The sequence below is a fragment of the Streptomyces bathyalis genome (assembly GCF_015910445.1).
In the GTDB taxonomy this organism is placed as follows: domain Bacteria; phylum Actinomycetota; class Actinomycetes; order Streptomycetales; family Streptomycetaceae; genus Streptomyces; species Streptomyces bathyalis.
In genome coordinates this window covers 7,201,841-7,219,462 of record NZ_CP048882.1, presented here as the reverse complement: position 1 = coordinate 7,219,462, position 17,622 = coordinate 7,201,841, and the positions used below count along the sequence as shown (strand labels likewise).

Sequence of the window (17,622 nt, the reverse complement as noted above, 5' to 3'; positions counted from 1 at the left end):
TGAGAGTGAGGAGTCAGAAGCTCGATGTCCGCCGAGACCACCACCGACCGTGACGGCGCTCCCCACCAGGTCGGCGCGCGCCTCCAGGCCTTCCGGGAAGCGCGCCGCCTGTCCGTCAGGAAGACCGCGCTCGGGGCCGGAGTCAGCGCCAGCTTCGTGAGCCAGCTCGAGCGCGGGAAGTGCAATGCGAGCATCGCCGTGCTGCAACGGCTGTGCGACGTGCTCGACATACACGTGTCGGATCTCTTCGCCTCCACCGAGGCGGGCGTAAGGCCCGTGCGGATGGCGACGCGCGAACCGCTCGTCACACGCGAGGGCATCACGAAGTACCTGATCACACCGTCGAGTTACAGCCCCCTCGCGCTCTACGACGCCACGTTCGACCCGACGGCCAACACCGGCGACCCGTACTCGCACGCCGGGCTGATCGAGACGGTCGTCGTCCTCGACCACGAGGTCACCATCCAGCTGGGGGACGACCCCCACATCCTCAAGGCGGGCGACAGCATCTCCTACGCCTCGGAAACCCCCCACCGGATCTCCAACCACACCAACGAGCGCTCGCGCATCCACTGGCTGTGCGCGCCCGTCCTGGCTGCCGGCGAACGCAACGAGTCCTCCAGCGACCCGGCGCCGCGCAGCCCCTGATCACCCCGGCCCTTCCATCCCGAGAAGGAACACATGCCATGAGCACCGACGAGACCCACCAGACCCGACCGGCAGGACCCGAACCGGCGAAGTCCCTCGACACCGATTCCACGCGCCCCGCCGAAGCCGCGCGCGTGCTCTCCGCCACGAGCATCGGCAACTTCCTGGAGTGGTACGACTTCGCCGTCTACGGCTTCCTGGCTCCCCAGATCGGGGCCGCGTTCTTCGCCAGCGGTGACCAGGTCACAGACCTGCTCGCCACATTCGCGATCCTCGGCGTCGCGTTCGTCTCACGGCCCTTCGGCGGTGTCCTGTTCGGTCACTTCGGCGACAGGCTGGGGCGGCGAGGAACGCTCTCGGCGATCATCCTGCTGATGACCGTGGCGACCGCCACCGTCGGGTTGCTGCCGACGCAGGCTTCGATAGGCCTGTGGGCGCCGGTGCTGCTGGTGGTGTGCCGACTCGCGCAGGGGCTCTCCGCCGGTGCCGAGTTCAACGGCGCATCGACGTTCGTCGTCGAGCACGCGCCCGTCAACCGCCGGGGCCTGTACGCGAGTTCGATCATCTCCACCGTCGGTCTGGGCATCGCCTGCGCCGCCGGTGTGGGCGTGCTCCTCAATTCGGTGCTCAGCCCGGACGCGATGCAGGACTGGGGGTGGCGGATTCCGTTCCTGATCTCGTTGCCGCTGGGCCTCTCGGGCCTCTACATGCGGCTGAGGCTGAGCGAGACCAAGGCGTTCAAGCGCGCCGAGGAGTCCAAGCAGATCAGCCGGGCGCCGGTCCTGGAAGCGCTGCGCACCCACCGCAGGGCCGTGCTCATCCTCTTCTGGGCCGCGGCGGCGCAGGGCGTCAACTACTACATGATGCTGTCCTACATCCCGAACCACCTGCAGGTGAACTCGGGTATGTCCGGCAGCGCCGCGCTCGGCACGGCGGCGATCGCCGAACTGGTGCTTGCGTTCGTCGCACCCGTCGTGGGCATCTACCTCTACCGGGTCGGTCCCCCGCGCATGCTGCTCGCCGGCATGGTCGGGTTCCTGCTGATGAACATCCCGGCGTTCATGCTCTTCGAGTACGGCACCTGGACGACAGCTCTCCTCGGACAGTCGCTGCTGGCCCTGTGCGAAGGCATGCTGGTGGTCGCCTACACGCTCGTCCAGGTCGAACTGTTCCCTGCCAGGGTCCGGTTCAGCGGCTCGGCCGTCGCGTACGGGCTCGCCTATGTCGTCTTCGCCGGCACGGCGGCCTTCGTCGCCACGTTCCTCGCCAGCGAGTTCGACACCCCCTACGCGGCGCCGGTGTACGCCATGGCCGTGACGCTGATCGCGATCGCGGTCGTCGCGGCGTGGCTCCCGCGGGAGTACCGCGCCGCCCGGGACCGTGAGGCCGCGCTGCTCACCTCCCCCGAGGTGATCCGATGACGCCGGGGCGTTCAAGTGGCGTGGGCAGGACGGCCCTTCGTGCCGCACGGGCCTTCGACGGGAGCCAGGAGCTCACCGAAACCGTGGTCACCGTCGAGGACGGCGTGATCGTGAGCGTCGAGAGCGGGACGAGCGCGGCTCAACGGCAGGTCGACGTCGACCTCGGGGACTGCACGCTCCTGCCGGGTCTCATCGACACGCACACTCACCTCGTGTGGGACGCCTCCCCCGCTCCCCAGGACCGGGTCGCGCTCGAGACGCCGGAACGGACCGTCCTGCGCGCCGCCTCGCACGCCGTGCAGCACCTCCGAGCTGGAGAGACCACCGTCCGGGATCTCGGAGCGACCGGTGCTCTCTCCGTGCCGCTCGCGCAGGCCATCGCGGAGGGCGAGGTGCCTGGTCCGCGTGTGATCCCCTGCGGCCGGGCGATCGCCATGACCGGTGGCCACGGCTGGTACCTCTGCCACGAGGCCGACGGGCCCGACGCGGTGCGCGCCGCCGTCCGTTCAGAGATCAAGCACGGCGCCCGGGCGATCAAACTCATCGCGTCCGGCGGGGTCTACGGGGAGAACGAGCGCCCTGAGGAGCCCCAACTCTCGCGCGCCGAGGTGGAGGTGGCCGTCGAGGAGGCGCACAAGGCGGGTTGTCTCGTGGCGGCGCACGCCTACTCGCCCGTGGTGATCGACATGCTGCTCGACGTGGGTGTCGACAGCATCGAGCACGGATCGCTGCTGGACGCGCACACCGCACAGCGGATGCGGCAGCAAGGTGTCGCGCTGGTACCCACGTTGTGTGTCTTCGACGCGATACACAGCGCCTACGCGGACCAGCCCGGCTCGCCCATCACCACCAAGGCCGCGGAGATCCGGACGAAGTCGCTCGAGGCCTGCCGCGTGGCCGCCGAGCACGGCGTCACGATCGCCGTGGGCACCGACTCCGGCGCCCCGGGAAACCCTCACGGGGCCGTTGCGCAGGAGATGCAACTGATGGTCGAGGCAGGACTCTCACCGGCCCAGGCCCTGCATGCTGCGACGGCCGCCGCGGCGGAGGTGATCGGACTTGCCGACACGGTGGGCCAGTTGACCGAGGGACACGCCGCCGACCTCGTGGCCGTGCGGGGCAACCCCATGGCGGAGATCCAAGCCGTCCGCGACGTGGCGCTGGTCATGCTGGGCGGTCGCGTCGTCGTCGGTGCGTGAGGCCCGTCCTTCCGGAAGGAGACAGCAGACATGGACGCAGACGTCGCCGTGATCGGCGTCGGGACGATCGGCAGCATGACGATGTGGCGGCTGGCCGAACTCGGCGTGGAGGCCATCGGGTTCGAGCGGTTCGCACCGGGACACGACCGGGGCGCCGCCGGCGGCAACACACGGCTCTTCCGCCTCGCCTACATGGAGGGCGCCCAGTACGTCCCGCTGCTGAAGCAGTCACTCGGGCTGTGGCGGGAGCTGTCCGAGCAGACGGCGACGCAGCTCCTGGTCCAGTGCGGCGGTCTGAGCATCGGCCGCCCCCAGGACGCTTCCATGCAGCAGGTCGCCGAGTCGGCGAGCAGCTACGGCCTGAAGCTCCAGATTCTCCAGCAGGCGGAGATGGCAGAGAAGTACCCCCAACACGTCCTGGATGAAGGCGAGTTGGCGTACTTCGACCCGGAGGCGGGATTCCTCAGGAGTGAGCAGGCGGTCGTCACGGCCGCAGCACGGGCGGAGTCCCTGGGTGCGCGCATCCTCCGCTATCACCGCGTGGAACGGGTCGAGCCGACGCGTGACGGCGTCGTCATCGAGGCCGAGGGGTCCACTTGGAGGGTGCGCACGGCGATCCTCGCCCTGGGCTCGTGGGCTCCGCCGTTGCTGCCCTCACCGCCGGCACACAGCGTGAGTCCCAAGAGGGTCCTGCTGACCTGGTTCGCTCCGAAGTCCGTCCAGGACTTCGAGCCCGAAGTGTTTCCCGTCTTCACCCGCCAGAGCGGGAGCGACTTCCTCTACGGTGCCCCCACCGCGGACCACGCATCAGTGAAGGTGTGCGGGCTGCGGCCCACGGACATCGACGACCCCGACAGGTTCGAGCGCCGCCACGATCCCGTCGAACTCGCGCGGATGGTGGAGCTGTTGCGAGCCCACGTCTCGGGCCTCCACCCCGATCCGGTGCGGTCCGCCGGCTTCACGGACCTGTACTCCAGCGACGGTCACGGGATCACCGGACACCACCCGCAGACCCCGAACATCGTGCTCGCCGGCGCCTACTCCGGACGCGGCTTCAAGTTCGCCCCCGCCGTCGGGGACGCGGTCGCACGCCTCGCCGTCGGTGAGGCCGTTCCCGAGATCGCGTTCATGCGACCGGAGCGGTTCGCCACGCGCGGGAGCCACCGGTGACCGGCAGCATGTCACCCGACGCGACCGGCGAGATCGCGCGCTTTGTCTCCGAAGCGCGGTTCGAGGACCTCGCTTCCGCCACCGTCGAGCAGTTGAAGCGGCTGATCCTGGACGGGGTCGCCAACGCCGTGGGCGGCTTGAGCACGGCGGCATCCCGGATCCAGGGCAGCGTCGTCTCCGGCCTGGGCTCCGAGCGGGCGGCTCGTGTCCTGGGATCGGGCGAACACGTCTCGGTCCTGGCCGCCTCCTACGTCAACGCGGCCTGCGCGAACGCGCTCGACTTCGACGACACCTACAAGACCTTCCTCCACCCCGGCGCGACGGCCGTCCCGCCGTCGTTCGCCGTGGCGGAGAAGGTGTCGGCTCACGGACGGGACGTCCTCGCCGCGGTCGCGGTCGGATACGAGGTTGCGATCCGGGTGGCCGAAGCGGCCTTCCCGAGTCCCGAACGGCTGCGCCAGGTCTGGGGGTTCGCCACGTGGCAGACCCTGGGTTCCGCGGCGGCCGCTGCCAGCCTGCTCGGCCTCGACACCGAGACGACCCGCCACGCCCTCGGTGCGGCAGCCTTCAACGCTCCGGTGCCGAGCGTTCGCAAGATCGGCCTGGAGCCGGAGGACCGGCCTCTTTCGTGGACGAAGAACAACTACGGGTGGGCCGCCATGGGAGGCGTACTCGGGGCGCTGCTGGCCCGCGACGGCTTCCGCAGCAGCCGGACGGTGCTGGACGGAGATCACGGCTTCTGGACGATGGCGGGCTCGGACCGGTTCGACGCCGAACTCCTGACCGCCGGCCTCGGCGAGGAATTCCGCCTCGGGGCGACGCGGATCAAGCCGTACGCGTCGTGCCGGTGGACGCACTCCGCCCTCGACTGCGTCAGGCAGTTGCGGCGCAGCGGCGAACTGCCCCCGCTAGCGGACATCGAGCGGGTCGAGGTCCATACGTTCCGGGAACTGGCGTCGAACTTCACGAACCCGGCTCCGGAGGACATCGTCGACGCCCAGTTCAGCCTTCCGTACCTGCTGGCGCTGGAGCTTGTGGAACGGTCGCCGGGGCGTGGGCTGAAGGAGTCGGACCTCACCGATCCGGCGGTCCTCGGTGTCGCCGCGCGCATCGCTGTGCATCACGACGAGGAGATGGACGCGTCGTTCCACCACGGGCAGATGCCGTCCCGCGTCGTGTTCCGCACCCGCTCCGGCAAGGTTGTCGAGGTGGCGGTGGCCGATCCCGTCTGGGGCGCTCCCGAAGACCCGTTCACCGACGACGACTTGATGGTCAAGTGCACCGCTCTCCTGGAACCTGCATGGGGCCGTGCGGCAACGAGAAAGCTGATCGAGGGAATCCTGGACCTCGACCGCGTCACGGACCTCGCCACGATCCTGCCGGAGTGACCCCACCGGGCCAGGCCCAGAACGTCAGCGGGTGCGGAACCGGCTGTGACCCCGTATCGCGGCGATGACGAACACGGCGAGGGCCGTGACCACGAGCACGTTGTGGAGCCAGCCTGCGGCGGTATCGAGCAGGCGCGTCAGTGATGTGTCGGCGTAGCTGTCGGGCACGTCAGCCTCTGTGGCCCCCCACAGCATGAGGGCGCTGGTGATGAGGCTGGCCGTGCACAGGATGAGGCGGATCAGGGTCCTCCTGCTGCGGAAGCGTTCGAGAACGGCCAGCAGAAGCAGGAAACCCAGGAGATAGACCACCCATGCGCAGATGACCAGAAGCTGCATCAACACGCAAGGGCCTCCCGTGACAGGGCAGTTGAGCGATGGCGGCCTCACTGTAGCGGCGCGCATATCGCGGTGCTCCACCGCGAGCGGGGCTTCTGCGGTTTCTTCACAGGTCTGCGGCCAGGCCCTCTCGTGTCCCTCCTCGCAGGCCGGGTGTTCGCTCGACGACGCCGTACCGGATCCGGACCCCGCGCAACAGGGCAGCTGGGCCCTCACGGAGCAGGTGTCACGCAGCCGCGACCGCCTCGGGCGGCGCCGAGGGCTTGCCCGCCTTGCTCTCCGCCCGCCAGGCGGTCCGCGGTAGGGCACGCGCACACGTCAGCCGACGTCAGCCTTCCCGGACCCGGATGCCCGGTCGCCAACCGAGCTGCCGTGAGATCCCGAAGCCGCTCGCCAGCACTGCTGCCAGCGCGGCTTGATGGTTGACCGAACCCGCCCGGAGCACGACCGACAGGGCCGCGACGACCCGGCCATGGCCGTCGACGATGCGAGCGGCCACCGAGTCGGCTTCCCCGGTCAGCTCCCCACGAACGGCGGCGGTTCCGGTCCGGCGGCACGCAGCGATCTCGTTGCGCAGCTCCGCGGGGTCGACCACGGTCCGCGAGGTATGGCGGTGCAGTCCGCCACTCAGAACGCTCTCGATCAGCTCCGGCCCGCCGTGGCTCAGCAGCACTTTCCCGACGCCGGAACAGTGGAGCGGGAGCCGTCCGCCGACCCGCGACACCAGGGCCGGCGCGTGCGGCGCGGAGAGCCGTTCGATGATCACTGCCTCATGTCCTTCGAGGACGGCCAGCTGTACGTGCTGGTGCAGTGCGCTGTGGAGGTCCTCCATGAAGGGCTGGGCCAGGGTCCGCAGCGACTCGGTCAGGGGCGCCAGCGTCCCCAGTTGCCAGAGCCGCAGCCCGACGGTGAACCGTCCGTCCTCTCGGCGTTCCAGGGCGCCCACGTCGACCAGTTCCAGGGCCAGTCGCCGAACGGTGGCGTGCGGGATGCCGGTGATGCGCACGAGATCGGCCAGGCTCAGGTCGGGGTGGTCGGCCCGGAAGGCGAAAAGGATCTCCAGCAGGCGGGAGCTGACGGTTCTCCCGGGTTCGCGCGTTCGAGGCATGGTGTGCAGCCTCCTCGTCCGTCGGGCGGCGGCACCCGCCAGGCATGTCCATTGGATGAACACCCCATCCTGCTGGAGCGGCGTGGTCAGGCAACATATCTCCACCGGTGCCTGGATGCCGAGCGGAAGCGGAGCAGGAGCAGATGGTCGAGGCAGGTGCGCGAAGCCCGCGGATCGCGATTCTGGGAGGCGGGATCGGCGGCCTCGCGACCGCCGCCTTCCTCCATCGGGAGGGGATCGCGACCACGGTCTACGAACAGGCGCCGGAGTTCAGGGCGATGGGAGCGGGACTGGTGGTGGCGCCGAACTCGGCGCGGCTGCTCCGCCGGCTCGGCGTACTGGACCAGTTCCAGCGCCACGCCGTGCGACTCGACGTCGGCTGGGAGTTCCGCCGCTGGCAGGACGGCACGGTGCTGTCGGCCGAGGACCTCGCCTCGGCGTGCGAGCACCTGTACGGCGAGCAGACCTACACCGCGCATCGCGCCGACCTGCTGGAGGCCCTGCGATCAGCCGTCCCCGACGGCAGCGTCCGTCTCGGCAAGCGCTGCGTCGGTCTTCGCGTTCACGGCGGGGACCGGCCCGTGCTCCGCTTCGCCGACGGTGGGACGGCCGAGAAGGACGTCGTGATCGGAGCGGACGGGATCCACTCCGTCGTACGCGCCGCGATCGCTGAACCCTCGCCCGCCGCCTGCTCGGGAATCTGCGCCTTCCGCGCCCTCGTGCCGTCCGGGAGAGCCCCGGCCTTCGCCCGGCGCAACGCCCAGACGCTCTGGATCGGGCCCGGCCGCCACCTGGTGCACTATCCCGTCTCGGCCGGACGGTCGGTGAACCTCGTCGCGTTCGCTCCAGCGGGCGATTTCAACGTCGAGTCCTGGACCGCGACCGCGACAGTGGAAGAGTTCCTGGGCGAGTTCGGCACCTGGGATCCGGCGCTCACCGAACTCATCAGTGCAGCCGGAACGCCCGGACGCTGGGCCCTCCTGGACCGGGCACCGCTGCGGCGCTGGAGCAAGGGCCCCGTCACCCTCCTCGGCGACGCGGCCCACCCGATGTTCCCCTTCTTCGCGCAGGGGGCGGCTCAAGCCATCGAGGACGCCGCCGTCCTCTCCCGCTGCCTTGCCGACGACCTCGGTGATCCGCCCCGGGCTCTGCTGCGCTACGAGAAGCTGCGAATTCCCCGGACCACACGACTTCAGGAAGACAGCCACGCGCGGTCCCTCGTCAACCACCTGCCGGACGGACCCGAACAGCAGGCCCGCGACAGGTCCTTCGCCGACGCGGATCCGCTGGTGGCGAACGGCTGGATCTACGGTTACGACCCCGACGACGCCCTCGCAGAAAGCACCGGCACGCGATGACTCCCCAACGCCCGTACGAGCGGATGCAGTTCGAGCACACCAACCTCCCGCAGCGAGTCCGGTTCGCCTCCGGCGAGGCGGCGACGGCGCTCGCCGAGGAGGTCACCGCCCTCGGCGCCTCCCGGGTGATGGTGATCGCTTCGGCCGCAGAGCGGGAACTCGCGGGCCGGATCGCCGCGGGCCTGCCGGTCACGCACTGGCACCACGATGTCGCCATGCACGTGCCGCTGCCGGTCGCCGAGCGCGCCCGTGCCGCCGCGAGCGCACACGAGGCCGACGCGCTGGTGTGCGTCGGAGGCGGGTCGACGACCGGACTGGCCAAGGCGGTCGCGCTGACCACAGGGCTGCCGATCCTGGCGGTGCCCACGACGTACGCAGGCTCCGAGGCCACCAACGTCTGGGGGCTCACGCAGAACGACCACAAGACCACGGGCGTCGACGACCGTGTGCTCCCTCGCGCGATCGTCTACGACCCCTCGCTCATGATCACACTTCCCGTGGACCTCAGCGTCGCCTCCGGTCTCAATGCGCTCGCGCACTGCGTGGACTCGATGTGGGGCCCACGGGCCGACCCCGTCGACCGTGCACTGGCCGCCGAGGCGATCCGGGCACTGCGCATCGGCCTACCGCAGGTGGTCACGGACCCGACGGGGCTGACGGGACGTGAACACACGCTCTACGGCGCCTACTTGGCCGCGGTCGCATTCGCGTCGGCAGGCTCGGGCCTGCACCACAAGATCTGCCACGTGCTGGGCGGGATGTTCGACCTGCCGCACGCGCAGACGCACGCGGTGGTGCTGCCTCACGTGCTGGCCTTCAACGCTCCCGCCGCACCGGAGGCCGAGCAGCGGATCGCTGAGGCGTTCGGCAGCGACACCGCACTCGGCGGGCTGACCCGGCTGCGCGCCGAGGTGAACGCCCCGGCCGCCCTGCGTGACCATGGCATGCCCGAGGAGGGCATCCCGGCCGCTGTCGAGGCCGTGCGGGGCGCCGTCCCCGCAGGAAATCCCCGCCCCGTGACCACCGACCGCCTTACTGCCCTGCTGCGGGCGGCCTGGGAAGGAGCCGAGCCCCGATGACCCACAGCGACGCCTCACCCGACACCGGCTCCGAGCAGGCACGTCGCGAGGAGGAACTCCTCGAGAGGGTGCTGCGCTCGTACGACGCCTGCGCCGACCCGCGGCTCAAGGAGCTGCTGCAAGGGCTGGTACGGCACCTGCACGCGTTCATCCGCGACGTGAGGCTCACGGAAGAGGAATGGCAGAAGGCCATCGAGTTCCTCACCCGGGTCGGCCGGATCACCGACGGCAAGCGGCAGGAGTTCGTCCTGCTGTCCGACACCCTCGGCGCATCGATGCAGACGATCACGGTCAACAACCAGGCGTACGGCGACGCCACCGAGGCGACCGTGTTCGGACCGTTCTTCGTCGAGGACGCTCCCCTGATCCGGCTCGGCGGTGACATGGCGGGCGAGGCATCCGGCGAGCCGTGCTGGGTGGAGGGAACAGTCCGGGACACCGACGGCAACGCGGTCCCCGGTGCCCGTATCGAGGTGTGGGAGGCGGACGCCGACGGCTTCTACGACGTGCAGTACGGCGACGGCCGCACCGCGGGACGGGCCCACCTGTTCACCGGGCCGGACGGCGAGTACCGGTTCTGGGCCATCACGCCGACGCCGTACCCGATCCCGCACGACGGGCCGGTGGGAGAGATGCTCACAGCCGCCGGACGCTCCCCCATGCGCGCCTCCCACCTGCACTTCATGGTGATCGCCGAGGGCTACCGCACCCTGGTCACCCACATCTTCGTGCGCGGCGACGAACTGCTGGAATCCGACGCCGTGTTCGGCGTGAGGAAGTCGCTGATCAAGGACTTCGAGCGCCTGCCCGCCGGAACGCCTCCCCCCGACGGCCGCGCCCTCGACGGCACCTGGTCGAAGGTCCGGTTCGACATCGTGCTCGCCCCTTCCGGTGCTGCTCCGCAGGAGGAGCCCCCGCACTGACGGCAACCATGGGTCGCGCCCGCCCGCTCGCGCTTCCCGATTCGCCCCGTGCGAGGACGACGGCGCCGCGACCGCGACGGCGTTGAGGGCGCCGCCGCCCGGCGGCAGGTATCGGCGGCGGCCGCAGCCGTCGTTCACTGGCGGCACATGCATCAGTTCTCGTACACCTGGCTGAAGGCACGGTGAGACCGGCATGAGGATTTCTTCATGTCCGACTGCCCGAGGACCCGTGGGCGAACTGCCCGCGACGCGGGTGGCCGGCGCCTCTTCGGCAATGACGCGCTCGGGCTGCTCGACGTTCTGGTTCGCACTGCGGCGTACCGGGATGCCGATCGAGGCGGCACGTGAGTTCAGCCGGCACGCGCGCAGCGGCAACGACGCCACCAGCTCGCGTCAACTCCCGCGGTGCGAGCGGGAGATCCTTGCCCGGTGTTCACGCATCGCGCCTCCCGCAGGGCGGCCGCCGGGATGGGCGATGAGTTCTTGCGCGTCACGCGGTCTCCACTCGGCCGGGGCGGCAGGCGTCCCGGGCCGAGGAAGGGCAGTGCACCGTGAGGCTGATTCTGCAGGAGTTCCTGTCGCTGGACGGCGTGGCGCAGGGTCCGGGGTCCCCGGAGGAGGACACGAGCGACGGGTTCACGCGGGGAGGCTGGCTCGTGCCGCACCTGGACGAGGAGTTCGTGCGGATCGTCACGGGCTGGCTCGGCGAGGTGGACGCGTTCCTGTTCGGGCGCCGCACCTATGTCAACTTCGCGCGGGACTGGCCGAAGATGAACGACCCGGACGACCCCGTCGCCACCAAGCTCAACGGCCTGCCGAAGTACGTGGCCTCCCGCAGCCTGACCAAGGCCGACTGGGAGCCCACCACGATCCTCTCCGGGGACGCACCGGCCGAGGTCGCCGCATTGAAGCGGCAGCCCGGACGGGAACTGCAGATCCACGGCAGCGCCCGCCTTGGCGCGTCACTGCTGGACGCGGGACTGGTCGACGAACTGCGGCTGATGATCGCGCCGGCGGTGGTCGGCAGCGGCCGGCGGCTGTTCCCGGACAGCGGCGCTCCGGCCGGGCTCAAGCTGCTGAGCTCCGAGACGACACCGAGCGGCGTCACGGCCCAGGTCTACGAGTGCGCAGGGCTGCCCGACTTCGGGACGTACGGGGCCGGCGGGCACTCCTGAGCAGATGCCGCGGCGTGGCTGCCACCGGGGCTTCAGCTTGAACCGGATCGCGGAGCGGCCGGTACCCGTCTGGGACGTCATCGCCGGCGGGGCAACGTCGAACGCCGCACGAAGAGTTCGGGCTGGAACGCGATGCGCTGGTGCTCGTGTCCGGGATCGCCACTCGTCTCGTGGAGCAGCAACTCGGCCGCGGTCCGGCCCATGCGAACCGCAGGCTGACGCACCGATGTCAGCGGAACCGCGGCGGCCTCGGCGAACTCGATGTCGTCGTAGCCCACGATCGAGACGTCCTCGGGCACACGCACTCCCGCAGCGAACAGGGTCTGCAGCACCCCAAGGGCGAGCAGGTCGTTGGAGCAGAAGATCGCGGTGGGCCGTGAGTGCAGGCCGAGGAAGCGCGAGCCGGCGTCGCGGCCGGACGCCACGTCGTCCGCGCCCTGCTCCAGGACCGTCAGGTCCTCCCGCGGGAGTCCCGCGTCGCTGAGTGCCTTCAGCGCTCCGCCCAGCCGGTCCTCGCACTGTGCGAGGTGCAGGGGGCCGGTGACATAGGCAAGGGAGGTGTGCCCGGCCTCGATCAGGTGGCGTACTGCCAGCTCCCCGCCCGATACGTCGTCCACCGACACGGAGCACGCCTCGTCGGCGGCGACCACCCGGTCCACGAAGACGTACGGAATGCCGTTGCGCTGGAGGGACTTGATGTTCTTCCCGGACAGGTCCGCGGGCGTGATGAGCACGCCCCGCACGCGCTGTTCGGCGAACAGGGACAGGTACAGCGCCTCGGCCGTCTCGTCGTGCTCGCTGTTGCACAGCATGACGCCCAAGCCCTCGGCCCGGGCGGCCTGTTCCACTCCCCGCGCGACGTCGGCGAAGAACGGGTTGCCGATGTCGAGGACCAGCAGCGCCAGGATGCGGCTCTGTCCGACGCGGAGCTGGCGTGCGGACTCGCTGCGCACGTAACCGAGTTCGTCCACAGCCTGCAGCACACGTGAACGGGTGTCGGCCGAGACACGGTCGGGCCTGTTCAGCGCATTCGAGACGGTGCCGATGGAGACGCCGGCTTCCCGCGCGACGTCCTTGATGCTGACCATGCCGGTCTTCCCGCCTTCGACGGCTGCCACTGGTGTGCGTTCCTCCCTGGCCGCGTATCCCGCGCACCCCAGCCTACGCTGCATAAAACGTTTTATCCTGCACGCAGTCTGGCCTACCAATGCGCACCAGCCGGGCGTTTCCGCACGTCACCTCGGTCGCAGTGCTGCATGTGCGCCTGCCATGGCGCTCTCACCGGACGGGCCCCTCCAGCGACGCGAGGTCCGGTGGCAACGGCGAGCGAGGCCGCCAACCCGTGGCCGGCCACGCACGCCGGCACGGCCTTCCCGGCGCACCCTCGGGCCCCCGTCTGCGGCGGGCCTGCCCCGGACCCGGCAGCGCCCTCATAGGCGTCCATCCATTGAAACGATTCGATTCGACCTGCTCCAGGTGTTGTAACTCCCTGAGCTGAGAGCTACGGTGCCGCGCTAAATACGTTTCAATACCCAGCCTCGGCGAGGACTAGGAGACCGCCATGGCATCCTCCGAAGCGGTCGGCGTCGGTACGGCGGACGACAGCGGAACGATCACGCGCCAGCAGTGGAAGTGGGCGATTCTGGCCGGCATGGCGTCGTACATCGACGCCGGCTCCATCGTCGCGCTCAGTGCAGGCTTTGCCCTCTTCCAGTCCGAACTCGGCCTGAGCAGCAGCGCCGTCGGCGCGCTCGCCGCCATCGGCCCGAACGCGATCGGCTGCGCGCTCGGTGCGTTCATCGGCGGACGGTTGGGAGACAAGCTCGGCCGCAAGCGCATCTACAAGTACGACCTGCTGGTGTACGCGGCAGGCGCGCTGTTGATCGCGCTGTCGTTCAACGCCCCGATGCTGTTCATCGGTACGTTCATCGTCGGCGTCGCAGTAGGGGCGGACGTCCCCGCGTCACTGGCGCTGGTGGGCGAGTTCTCGCCTGCGAAGGCCCGCGGCAAGCTGCTCGGCTTCACCCAAGTCGCCTGGAACGCGGGACCGTTGATCGTGCTGCTGCTCGCCTTCGCGCTCGCTCCCCTGGAGCTGCTCGGCATCCGCATCGTGTTCCTTCACCTGGTAGTGGTCGCGATCGTCACCTGGGCCATGCGCCAAGGTCTGACCGAATCGCCCCGGTGGCAGCAGGCGTCCGCATCCCGGACCACGTCCCGGCACGAACTGCGCAGCCTGTTCCGCGGCGCGAATCTGCAGGCGCTGCTGTGGACGCTGTCCATCTACACGTTCTGGAACCTCGCTGCCGGCACGAAGGGAACCTTCAACCCGTACATCATCAAGTCGCTCAATGCCGGCTCCCAGGCGGTCAGCGTGGGACTCACCGCGCTGGGCTTCTTCCTCGGCATGGTGGCGACGGTGGTGCTCTTCATGCGGCTGGCCGACCGGTCCCACGCCACGCGCAAGCGCATGTGGGGCATCGGGGCGTCGATGGAGATCATCGCGTTCGCGATCTATCTCTTCCTGCCGTTCAACATCCCGGTGATCATCGGCAATCTGGTGTTCTGGGCCGTGGGTGCCGCTCTTGCCGGTGAGGCGATGTACAAGGTCTTCAGCCAGGAGCTGTTCCCGACCATCCTGCGCGGCACCGCCCAGGGGCTCACCTTCGGCACCGCCCGGGTCGTGCTCGGGATCTGGAGCTTCTTCGTCCCCGTCCTCGCCACCACCGGGATCGAGCCCGTCGCGGGGCTGCTCGTGGTGTTCCTCGTCATCAGCGGCACCGTGGGCTACTTCTTCATGCCCGACACCTCGGGCAAGTCACTCGAGCAGATCGAATCGGAGCGTGCGACCGTATGAGTGCGCAGTCCGTTGTCATCAACCCCGTCCGGTTCGAGCACCTCGACTCGGCCCTCGGCATCGGCACACCGGCGCCACGTCTGTCCTGGCAGACCAGCACGGACGACCCGGCGTGGCGTCAGACCGCGTACGAGGTGGAACTGAACGGCGCGACGACCGTCCGCGTCGACTCGCCCGAACAGATCCTGGTCCCCTGGCCGTTCGACCCGCTGCCCTCCCGTACGCAGGCATCCGTCCGGGTGCGTGCGGCATCCGGCGATCAGTGGACGGAGTTCAGCGCCCCGTCCACCGTGGAGACCGGTCTGCTCCAACCCGGCGACTGGACCGGCCGGTTCATCAGCCCGGCGACCATCGGCGGTCTCGGAGAACCGGCGCCAGTGCTGACGGGGACGGCTCTCCTCCGACCCGGCATCGCATCCGCCCGCCTGTACGCCACGGCACACGGCGTCTACGCGGCGAAGCTCAACGGCAGCCCGGTGGGCGATCACGTCCTCGCACCCGGCTGGACGAGCTACCACCATCGGCTGCGGTACCAGACCTTCGACGTCACTGACCTGGTGGGCGAGGGCGAGAACGCGCTCGAGGTGCTGCTGGGCAACGGCTGGTACCGAGGCCGGATGGGCTTGGGAGGTGGCCGGCGGGCGGTCTACGGAGACCGGCTGTCGTTGTGCGCCCAGCTGGAGGTGGTCTATCGGGACGGCTCACGCGAGGTCATCGGCACCGACGAGACGTGGACCGCCCACGAGAGCGGGATCATCGACAACGAGTTGTACGACGGCCAGCGAACCGATCTGCGTGCGCGGGAGTCCCGCGTGGACAGCGTGGAGGTCGTCGACGCCGACCTGGGCCTGCTCGTCGCACCCACGGGACCACCGGTACGGGTCACCCAAGTAGTGCCCGCCACCCGGGTCTTCCGGTCACCGTCCGGCCGGACGCTGGTGGACTTCGGGCAGAACCTGGTCGGCTGGGTGCGGCTCCAGGTGCGTGGAACGAAGGCGGGTGAGGAGATCACCGTCCGCCACGCGGAGGTTCTGGAGAACGGCGAACTCGGTGTCCGTCCGCTGCGCACCGCGCGGGCCACAGACAGCTACGTGCTCGCGGACGACGACGAAGCGGTGCTCGAACCGAACCTGACGTTTCACGGCTTCCGTTACGCCGAGGTCTCCGGCGTTCCCGAACTCCGGGAGGCCGACGTGGAGGCGGTCGTCGTGGGCACGCAGCTGCGGCGCACCGGTTGGTTCTCCTGTTCGGAGCCGGACCTGGAGCAGTTCCACGAGAACGTCGTGTGGAGCACCCGCGGCAACTTCCTCGACATCCCCACGGACTGTCCGCAGCGGGACGAGCGTCTCGGCTGGACCGGCGACATCCAGGTCTTCGCCCCCACCGCGAGCTTTCTCTTCGACACCGCGGGCTTCCTGGAGTCCTGGCTCGGCGACCTCGCCGCGGACCAGCTTCCGGACGGTTCCGTGCCATGGGTGATACCGGACCTGCGGAACCCCCGGGAGTCGGTGACCAAGGAGAACCCCACGGCGGCCGCATGGGGCGACGCGTCGACCGTCGTCCCGTGGGTGCTCCATCAGCGCTATGGCGACGCCGGAATCCTCGCGCGGCAGTTCAGCAGCATGTGCGCCTGGGTGGAGAAGATCGCGTCGCTGACGAAGGACGGCGTGTGCGTCGGAGGGTTCCAGTTCGGCGACTGGCTCGACCCCACCGCCCCACCGGACGACCCGTTCGCAGCGAAGGCCGACGCGGACGTCGTGGCCACGGCACACCTCGCCCGGTCCGCGGAGATCGTCGCCGAGACGGCACGGGTGCTGGGACGCGAGACCGAAGCCGGTCACTACGCATCGCTGGCCGCTCGCACCCGGGAGGCCTTCGCCCGCGAATACGTGACCAGTTCGGGGCGCGTACTCAGTGATGCACCCACGGTCTACGCGCTCGCCCTCGAATGGGCGCTGCTGCCCGAGGAGTCACAGCGGCAGACCGCGGCCCGGCGGCTCGCGGATCTCGTGCGCGTGAACGGGTTCCGGATCAGCACCGGGTTCGTCGGCACTCCCCTGATCACGGACGCCCTCACCTCCACCGGCCGGCTCGACCTGGCATACAACCTGCTGCTGGAGCGGGGCTGCCCGTCGTGGCTCTACCCGGTGACCATGGGTGCGACCACGATCTGGGAACGCTGGGACAGCATGCTGCCCGACGGCTCCATCAACCCGGGCCAGATGACGTCGTTCAACCACTACGCGCTCGGTGCGGTGGCGGACTGGATGCATCGCGTCGTCGCCGGGCTCGCCCCGGCGGCCCCCGGCTACCGGGAGTTCACGGTCAGGCCGCGACCGCACCGTCCGCTGACTCACGCCTCGGCGCGCCATCTGACGCCCTACGGTGAGGCTTCGGTCGCGTGGCAGCGCGCGGACGGTCAGTTCTCCCTCGACGTGGTGGTGCCTGTCGGTACGAGCGCCACGGTGCATCTGCCGGGACAGGAGCCGGTCGTCGCGCGGCATGGCCGGCACTCATGGACCGTTCCGGAGCCGGCCGCGGCTCAAGAGCCCACCCCCAGGACGGTGCGCGAGCTCATGGACAGGGCGGAGCTGTGGCCGCAAGCGGTCTCGGTGCTGCTCGGCAACAGGCTGGTCGGGGACGCCGCCGAGGTGCCCGGCCGAGCCGCCCGGTACTTGGACCATCCGGCGGCGAGCCTTCCACGGCTGGTGGCGGACAAGGACGTCGGCGAGCGCGCGGAGCAAGCCTGCCAGGAATTGGAGGAACTGCTCCGCTAGCTCCAGGTCGCGGCTGGTCACGGGTGGGACGAGTACGGCGTGGCTGCGGGGACAACCGCGAGGGGTCCTGGCTGGAGCCCTCGCAGGGCCCGATTCCCGCAATGCTGCGGCAAGTTGGTGACCTCGCCCGCCGTCACTCGCCCACCCCCGTCCGCATGGCGTACCCGCCGGAGGCGCAGCCGGCGT

14 protein-coding genes are annotated in these 17,622 nt (G+C 69.9%); 11 read left to right on the top strand and 3 right to left on the bottom strand.

The window, feature by feature from the left end:
* Positions 1-24: 24 nt before the first annotated feature.
* Genes G4Z16_RS31425 through G4Z16_RS31405 form a run of 5 tightly spaced genes read left to right on the top strand, consistent with a single transcriptional unit; the run spans position 25 to position 5,826 of the window.
* Positions 25-648, top strand: coding sequence for a helix-turn-helix domain-containing protein (locus G4Z16_RS31425; protein WP_197353942.1), 624 nt, complete (start codon positions 25-27; stop codon positions 646-648).
* Positions 649-686: 38 nt separating this feature from the next.
* Positions 687-2,069: an MFS transporter gene (locus tag G4Z16_RS31420; protein WP_197353941.1), complete on the top strand. Its 1,383-nt coding sequence runs from the start codon at positions 687-689 to the stop codon at positions 2,067-2,069.
* On the top strand, positions 2,066-3,268 hold the full coding sequence (locus G4Z16_RS31415) for a metal-dependent hydrolase family protein (RefSeq protein ID WP_197353940.1): 1,203 nt from the start codon (positions 2,066-2,068) through the stop codon (positions 3,266-3,268). The genes G4Z16_RS31420 and G4Z16_RS31415 overlap by 4 nt, the downstream gene beginning before the upstream one ends.
* A gap of 30 nt (positions 3,269-3,298) precedes the next feature.
* Positions 3,299-4,438, top strand: a complete 1,140-nt coding sequence (gene solA / locus G4Z16_RS31410; RefSeq protein ID WP_197353939.1) for an N-methyl-L-tryptophan oxidase — start codon at positions 3,299-3,301, stop codon at positions 4,436-4,438.
* A complete protein-coding gene (locus G4Z16_RS31405; RefSeq protein WP_197353938.1) occupies positions 4,435-5,826 on the top strand; it encodes an MmgE/PrpD family protein in 1,392 nt (463 codons plus the stop codon). Before solA ends, G4Z16_RS31405 begins: the two co-directional genes overlap by 4 nt.
* 24 nt (positions 5,827-5,850) lie before the next feature.
* Here G4Z16_RS31405 and G4Z16_RS31400 read toward each other — a convergent pair whose 3' ends face one another.
* Both G4Z16_RS31400 and G4Z16_RS31395 read right to left on the bottom strand, forming a co-directional pair.
* Entirely contained in the window at positions 5,851-6,168 is a 318-nt protein-coding gene (locus G4Z16_RS31400) for a hypothetical protein (protein WP_197353937.1), read from the bottom strand.
* Between the two features lie 322 nt (positions 6,169-6,490).
* Entirely contained in the window at positions 6,491-7,270 is a 780-nt protein-coding gene (locus G4Z16_RS31395) for an IclR family transcriptional regulator (protein ID WP_197353936.1), read from the bottom strand.
* A gap of 143 nt (positions 7,271-7,413) precedes the next feature.
* On the opposite strand from G4Z16_RS31395, the gene G4Z16_RS31390 reads away from it, so the two are divergent.
* The 4 genes from G4Z16_RS31390 to G4Z16_RS31375 all read left to right on the top strand — a co-directional run bounded on the left by G4Z16_RS31390 (position 7,414) and on the right by G4Z16_RS31375 (position 11,805).
* A complete protein-coding gene (locus G4Z16_RS31390) occupies positions 7,414-8,628 on the top strand; it encodes an FAD-dependent monooxygenase (protein ID WP_197353935.1) in 1,215 nt (404 codons plus the stop codon).
* Positions 8,629-8,651: 23 nt separating this feature from the next.
* On the top strand, positions 8,652-9,707 hold the full coding sequence (locus G4Z16_RS31385) for a maleylacetate reductase (protein WP_197355049.1): 1,056 nt from the start codon (positions 8,652-8,654) through the stop codon (positions 9,705-9,707).
* Entirely contained in the window at positions 9,704-10,630 is a 927-nt protein-coding gene (locus G4Z16_RS31380; RefSeq protein ID WP_197353934.1) for an intradiol ring-cleavage dioxygenase, read from the top strand. Before G4Z16_RS31385 ends, G4Z16_RS31380 begins: the two co-directional genes overlap by 4 nt.
* Positions 10,631-11,181: 551 nt before the next feature.
* Entirely contained in the window at positions 11,182-11,805 is a 624-nt protein-coding gene (locus G4Z16_RS31375; protein ID WP_197353933.1) for a dihydrofolate reductase family protein, read from the top strand.
* Between the two features lie 77 nt (positions 11,806-11,882).
* On the opposite strand, the gene G4Z16_RS31370 is transcribed toward G4Z16_RS31375, so the two are convergent.
* A complete protein-coding gene (locus G4Z16_RS31370) occupies positions 11,883-12,893 on the bottom strand; it encodes a LacI family DNA-binding transcriptional regulator (protein WP_197355048.1) in 1,011 nt (336 codons plus the stop codon).
* Between the two features lie 473 nt (positions 12,894-13,366).
* Here G4Z16_RS31370 and G4Z16_RS31365 point away from each other — a divergent pair, with 473 nt between their 5' ends.
* Both G4Z16_RS31365 and G4Z16_RS31360 read left to right on the top strand, forming a co-directional pair.
* A complete protein-coding gene (locus G4Z16_RS31365; protein WP_197353932.1) occupies positions 13,367-14,659 on the top strand; it encodes an MFS transporter in 1,293 nt (430 codons plus the stop codon).
* Positions 14,656-17,436 (top strand): glycoside hydrolase family 78 protein, encoded by a 2,781-nt coding sequence (locus tag G4Z16_RS31360; RefSeq protein ID WP_197353931.1) that lies wholly within the window; start codon positions 14,656-14,658, stop codon positions 17,434-17,436. Before G4Z16_RS31365 ends, G4Z16_RS31360 begins: the two co-directional genes overlap by 4 nt.
* The last annotated feature ends 186 nt before the right edge of the window (positions 17,437-17,622 follow it).

Excerpts from the sequence above, each read along its gene's own strand:
- G4Z16_RS31425 (WP_197353942.1), top strand. The coding sequence starts at position 25 with ATGTCCGCCGAGACCACCACCGACCGTGACGGCGCTCCCCACCAGGTC.
- G4Z16_RS31420 (WP_197353941.1), top strand. The coding sequence starts at position 687 with ATGAGCACCGACGAGACCCACCAGACCCGACCGGCAGGACCCGAACCG.
- G4Z16_RS31415 (WP_197353940.1), top strand. The coding sequence starts at position 2,066 with ATGACGCCGGGGCGTTCAAGTGGCGTGGGCAGGACGGCCCTTCGTGCC.
- solA (WP_197353939.1), top strand. The coding sequence starts at position 3,299 with ATGGACGCAGACGTCGCCGTGATCGGCGTCGGGACGATCGGCAGCATG.
- G4Z16_RS31395 (WP_197353936.1), bottom strand. The coding sequence starts at position 7,270 with ATGCCTCGAACGCGCGAACCCGGGAGAACCGTCAGCTCCCGCCTGCTG.
- G4Z16_RS31390 (WP_197353935.1), top strand. The coding sequence starts at position 7,414 with ATGGTCGAGGCAGGTGCGCGAAGCCCGCGGATCGCGATTCTGGGAGGC.
- G4Z16_RS31385 (WP_197355049.1), top strand. The coding sequence starts at position 8,652 with ATGCAGTTCGAGCACACCAACCTCCCGCAGCGAGTCCGGTTCGCCTCC.
- G4Z16_RS31380 (WP_197353934.1), top strand. The coding sequence starts at position 9,704 with ATGACCCACAGCGACGCCTCACCCGACACCGGCTCCGAGCAGGCACGT.
- G4Z16_RS31370 (WP_197355048.1), bottom strand. The coding sequence starts at position 12,893 with ATGGTCAGCATCAAGGACGTCGCGCGGGAAGCCGGCGTCTCCATCGGC.
- G4Z16_RS31365 (WP_197353932.1), top strand. The coding sequence starts at position 13,367 with ATGGCATCCTCCGAAGCGGTCGGCGTCGGTACGGCGGACGACAGCGGA.
- G4Z16_RS31360 (WP_197353931.1), top strand. The coding sequence starts at position 14,656 with ATGAGTGCGCAGTCCGTTGTCATCAACCCCGTCCGGTTCGAGCACCTC.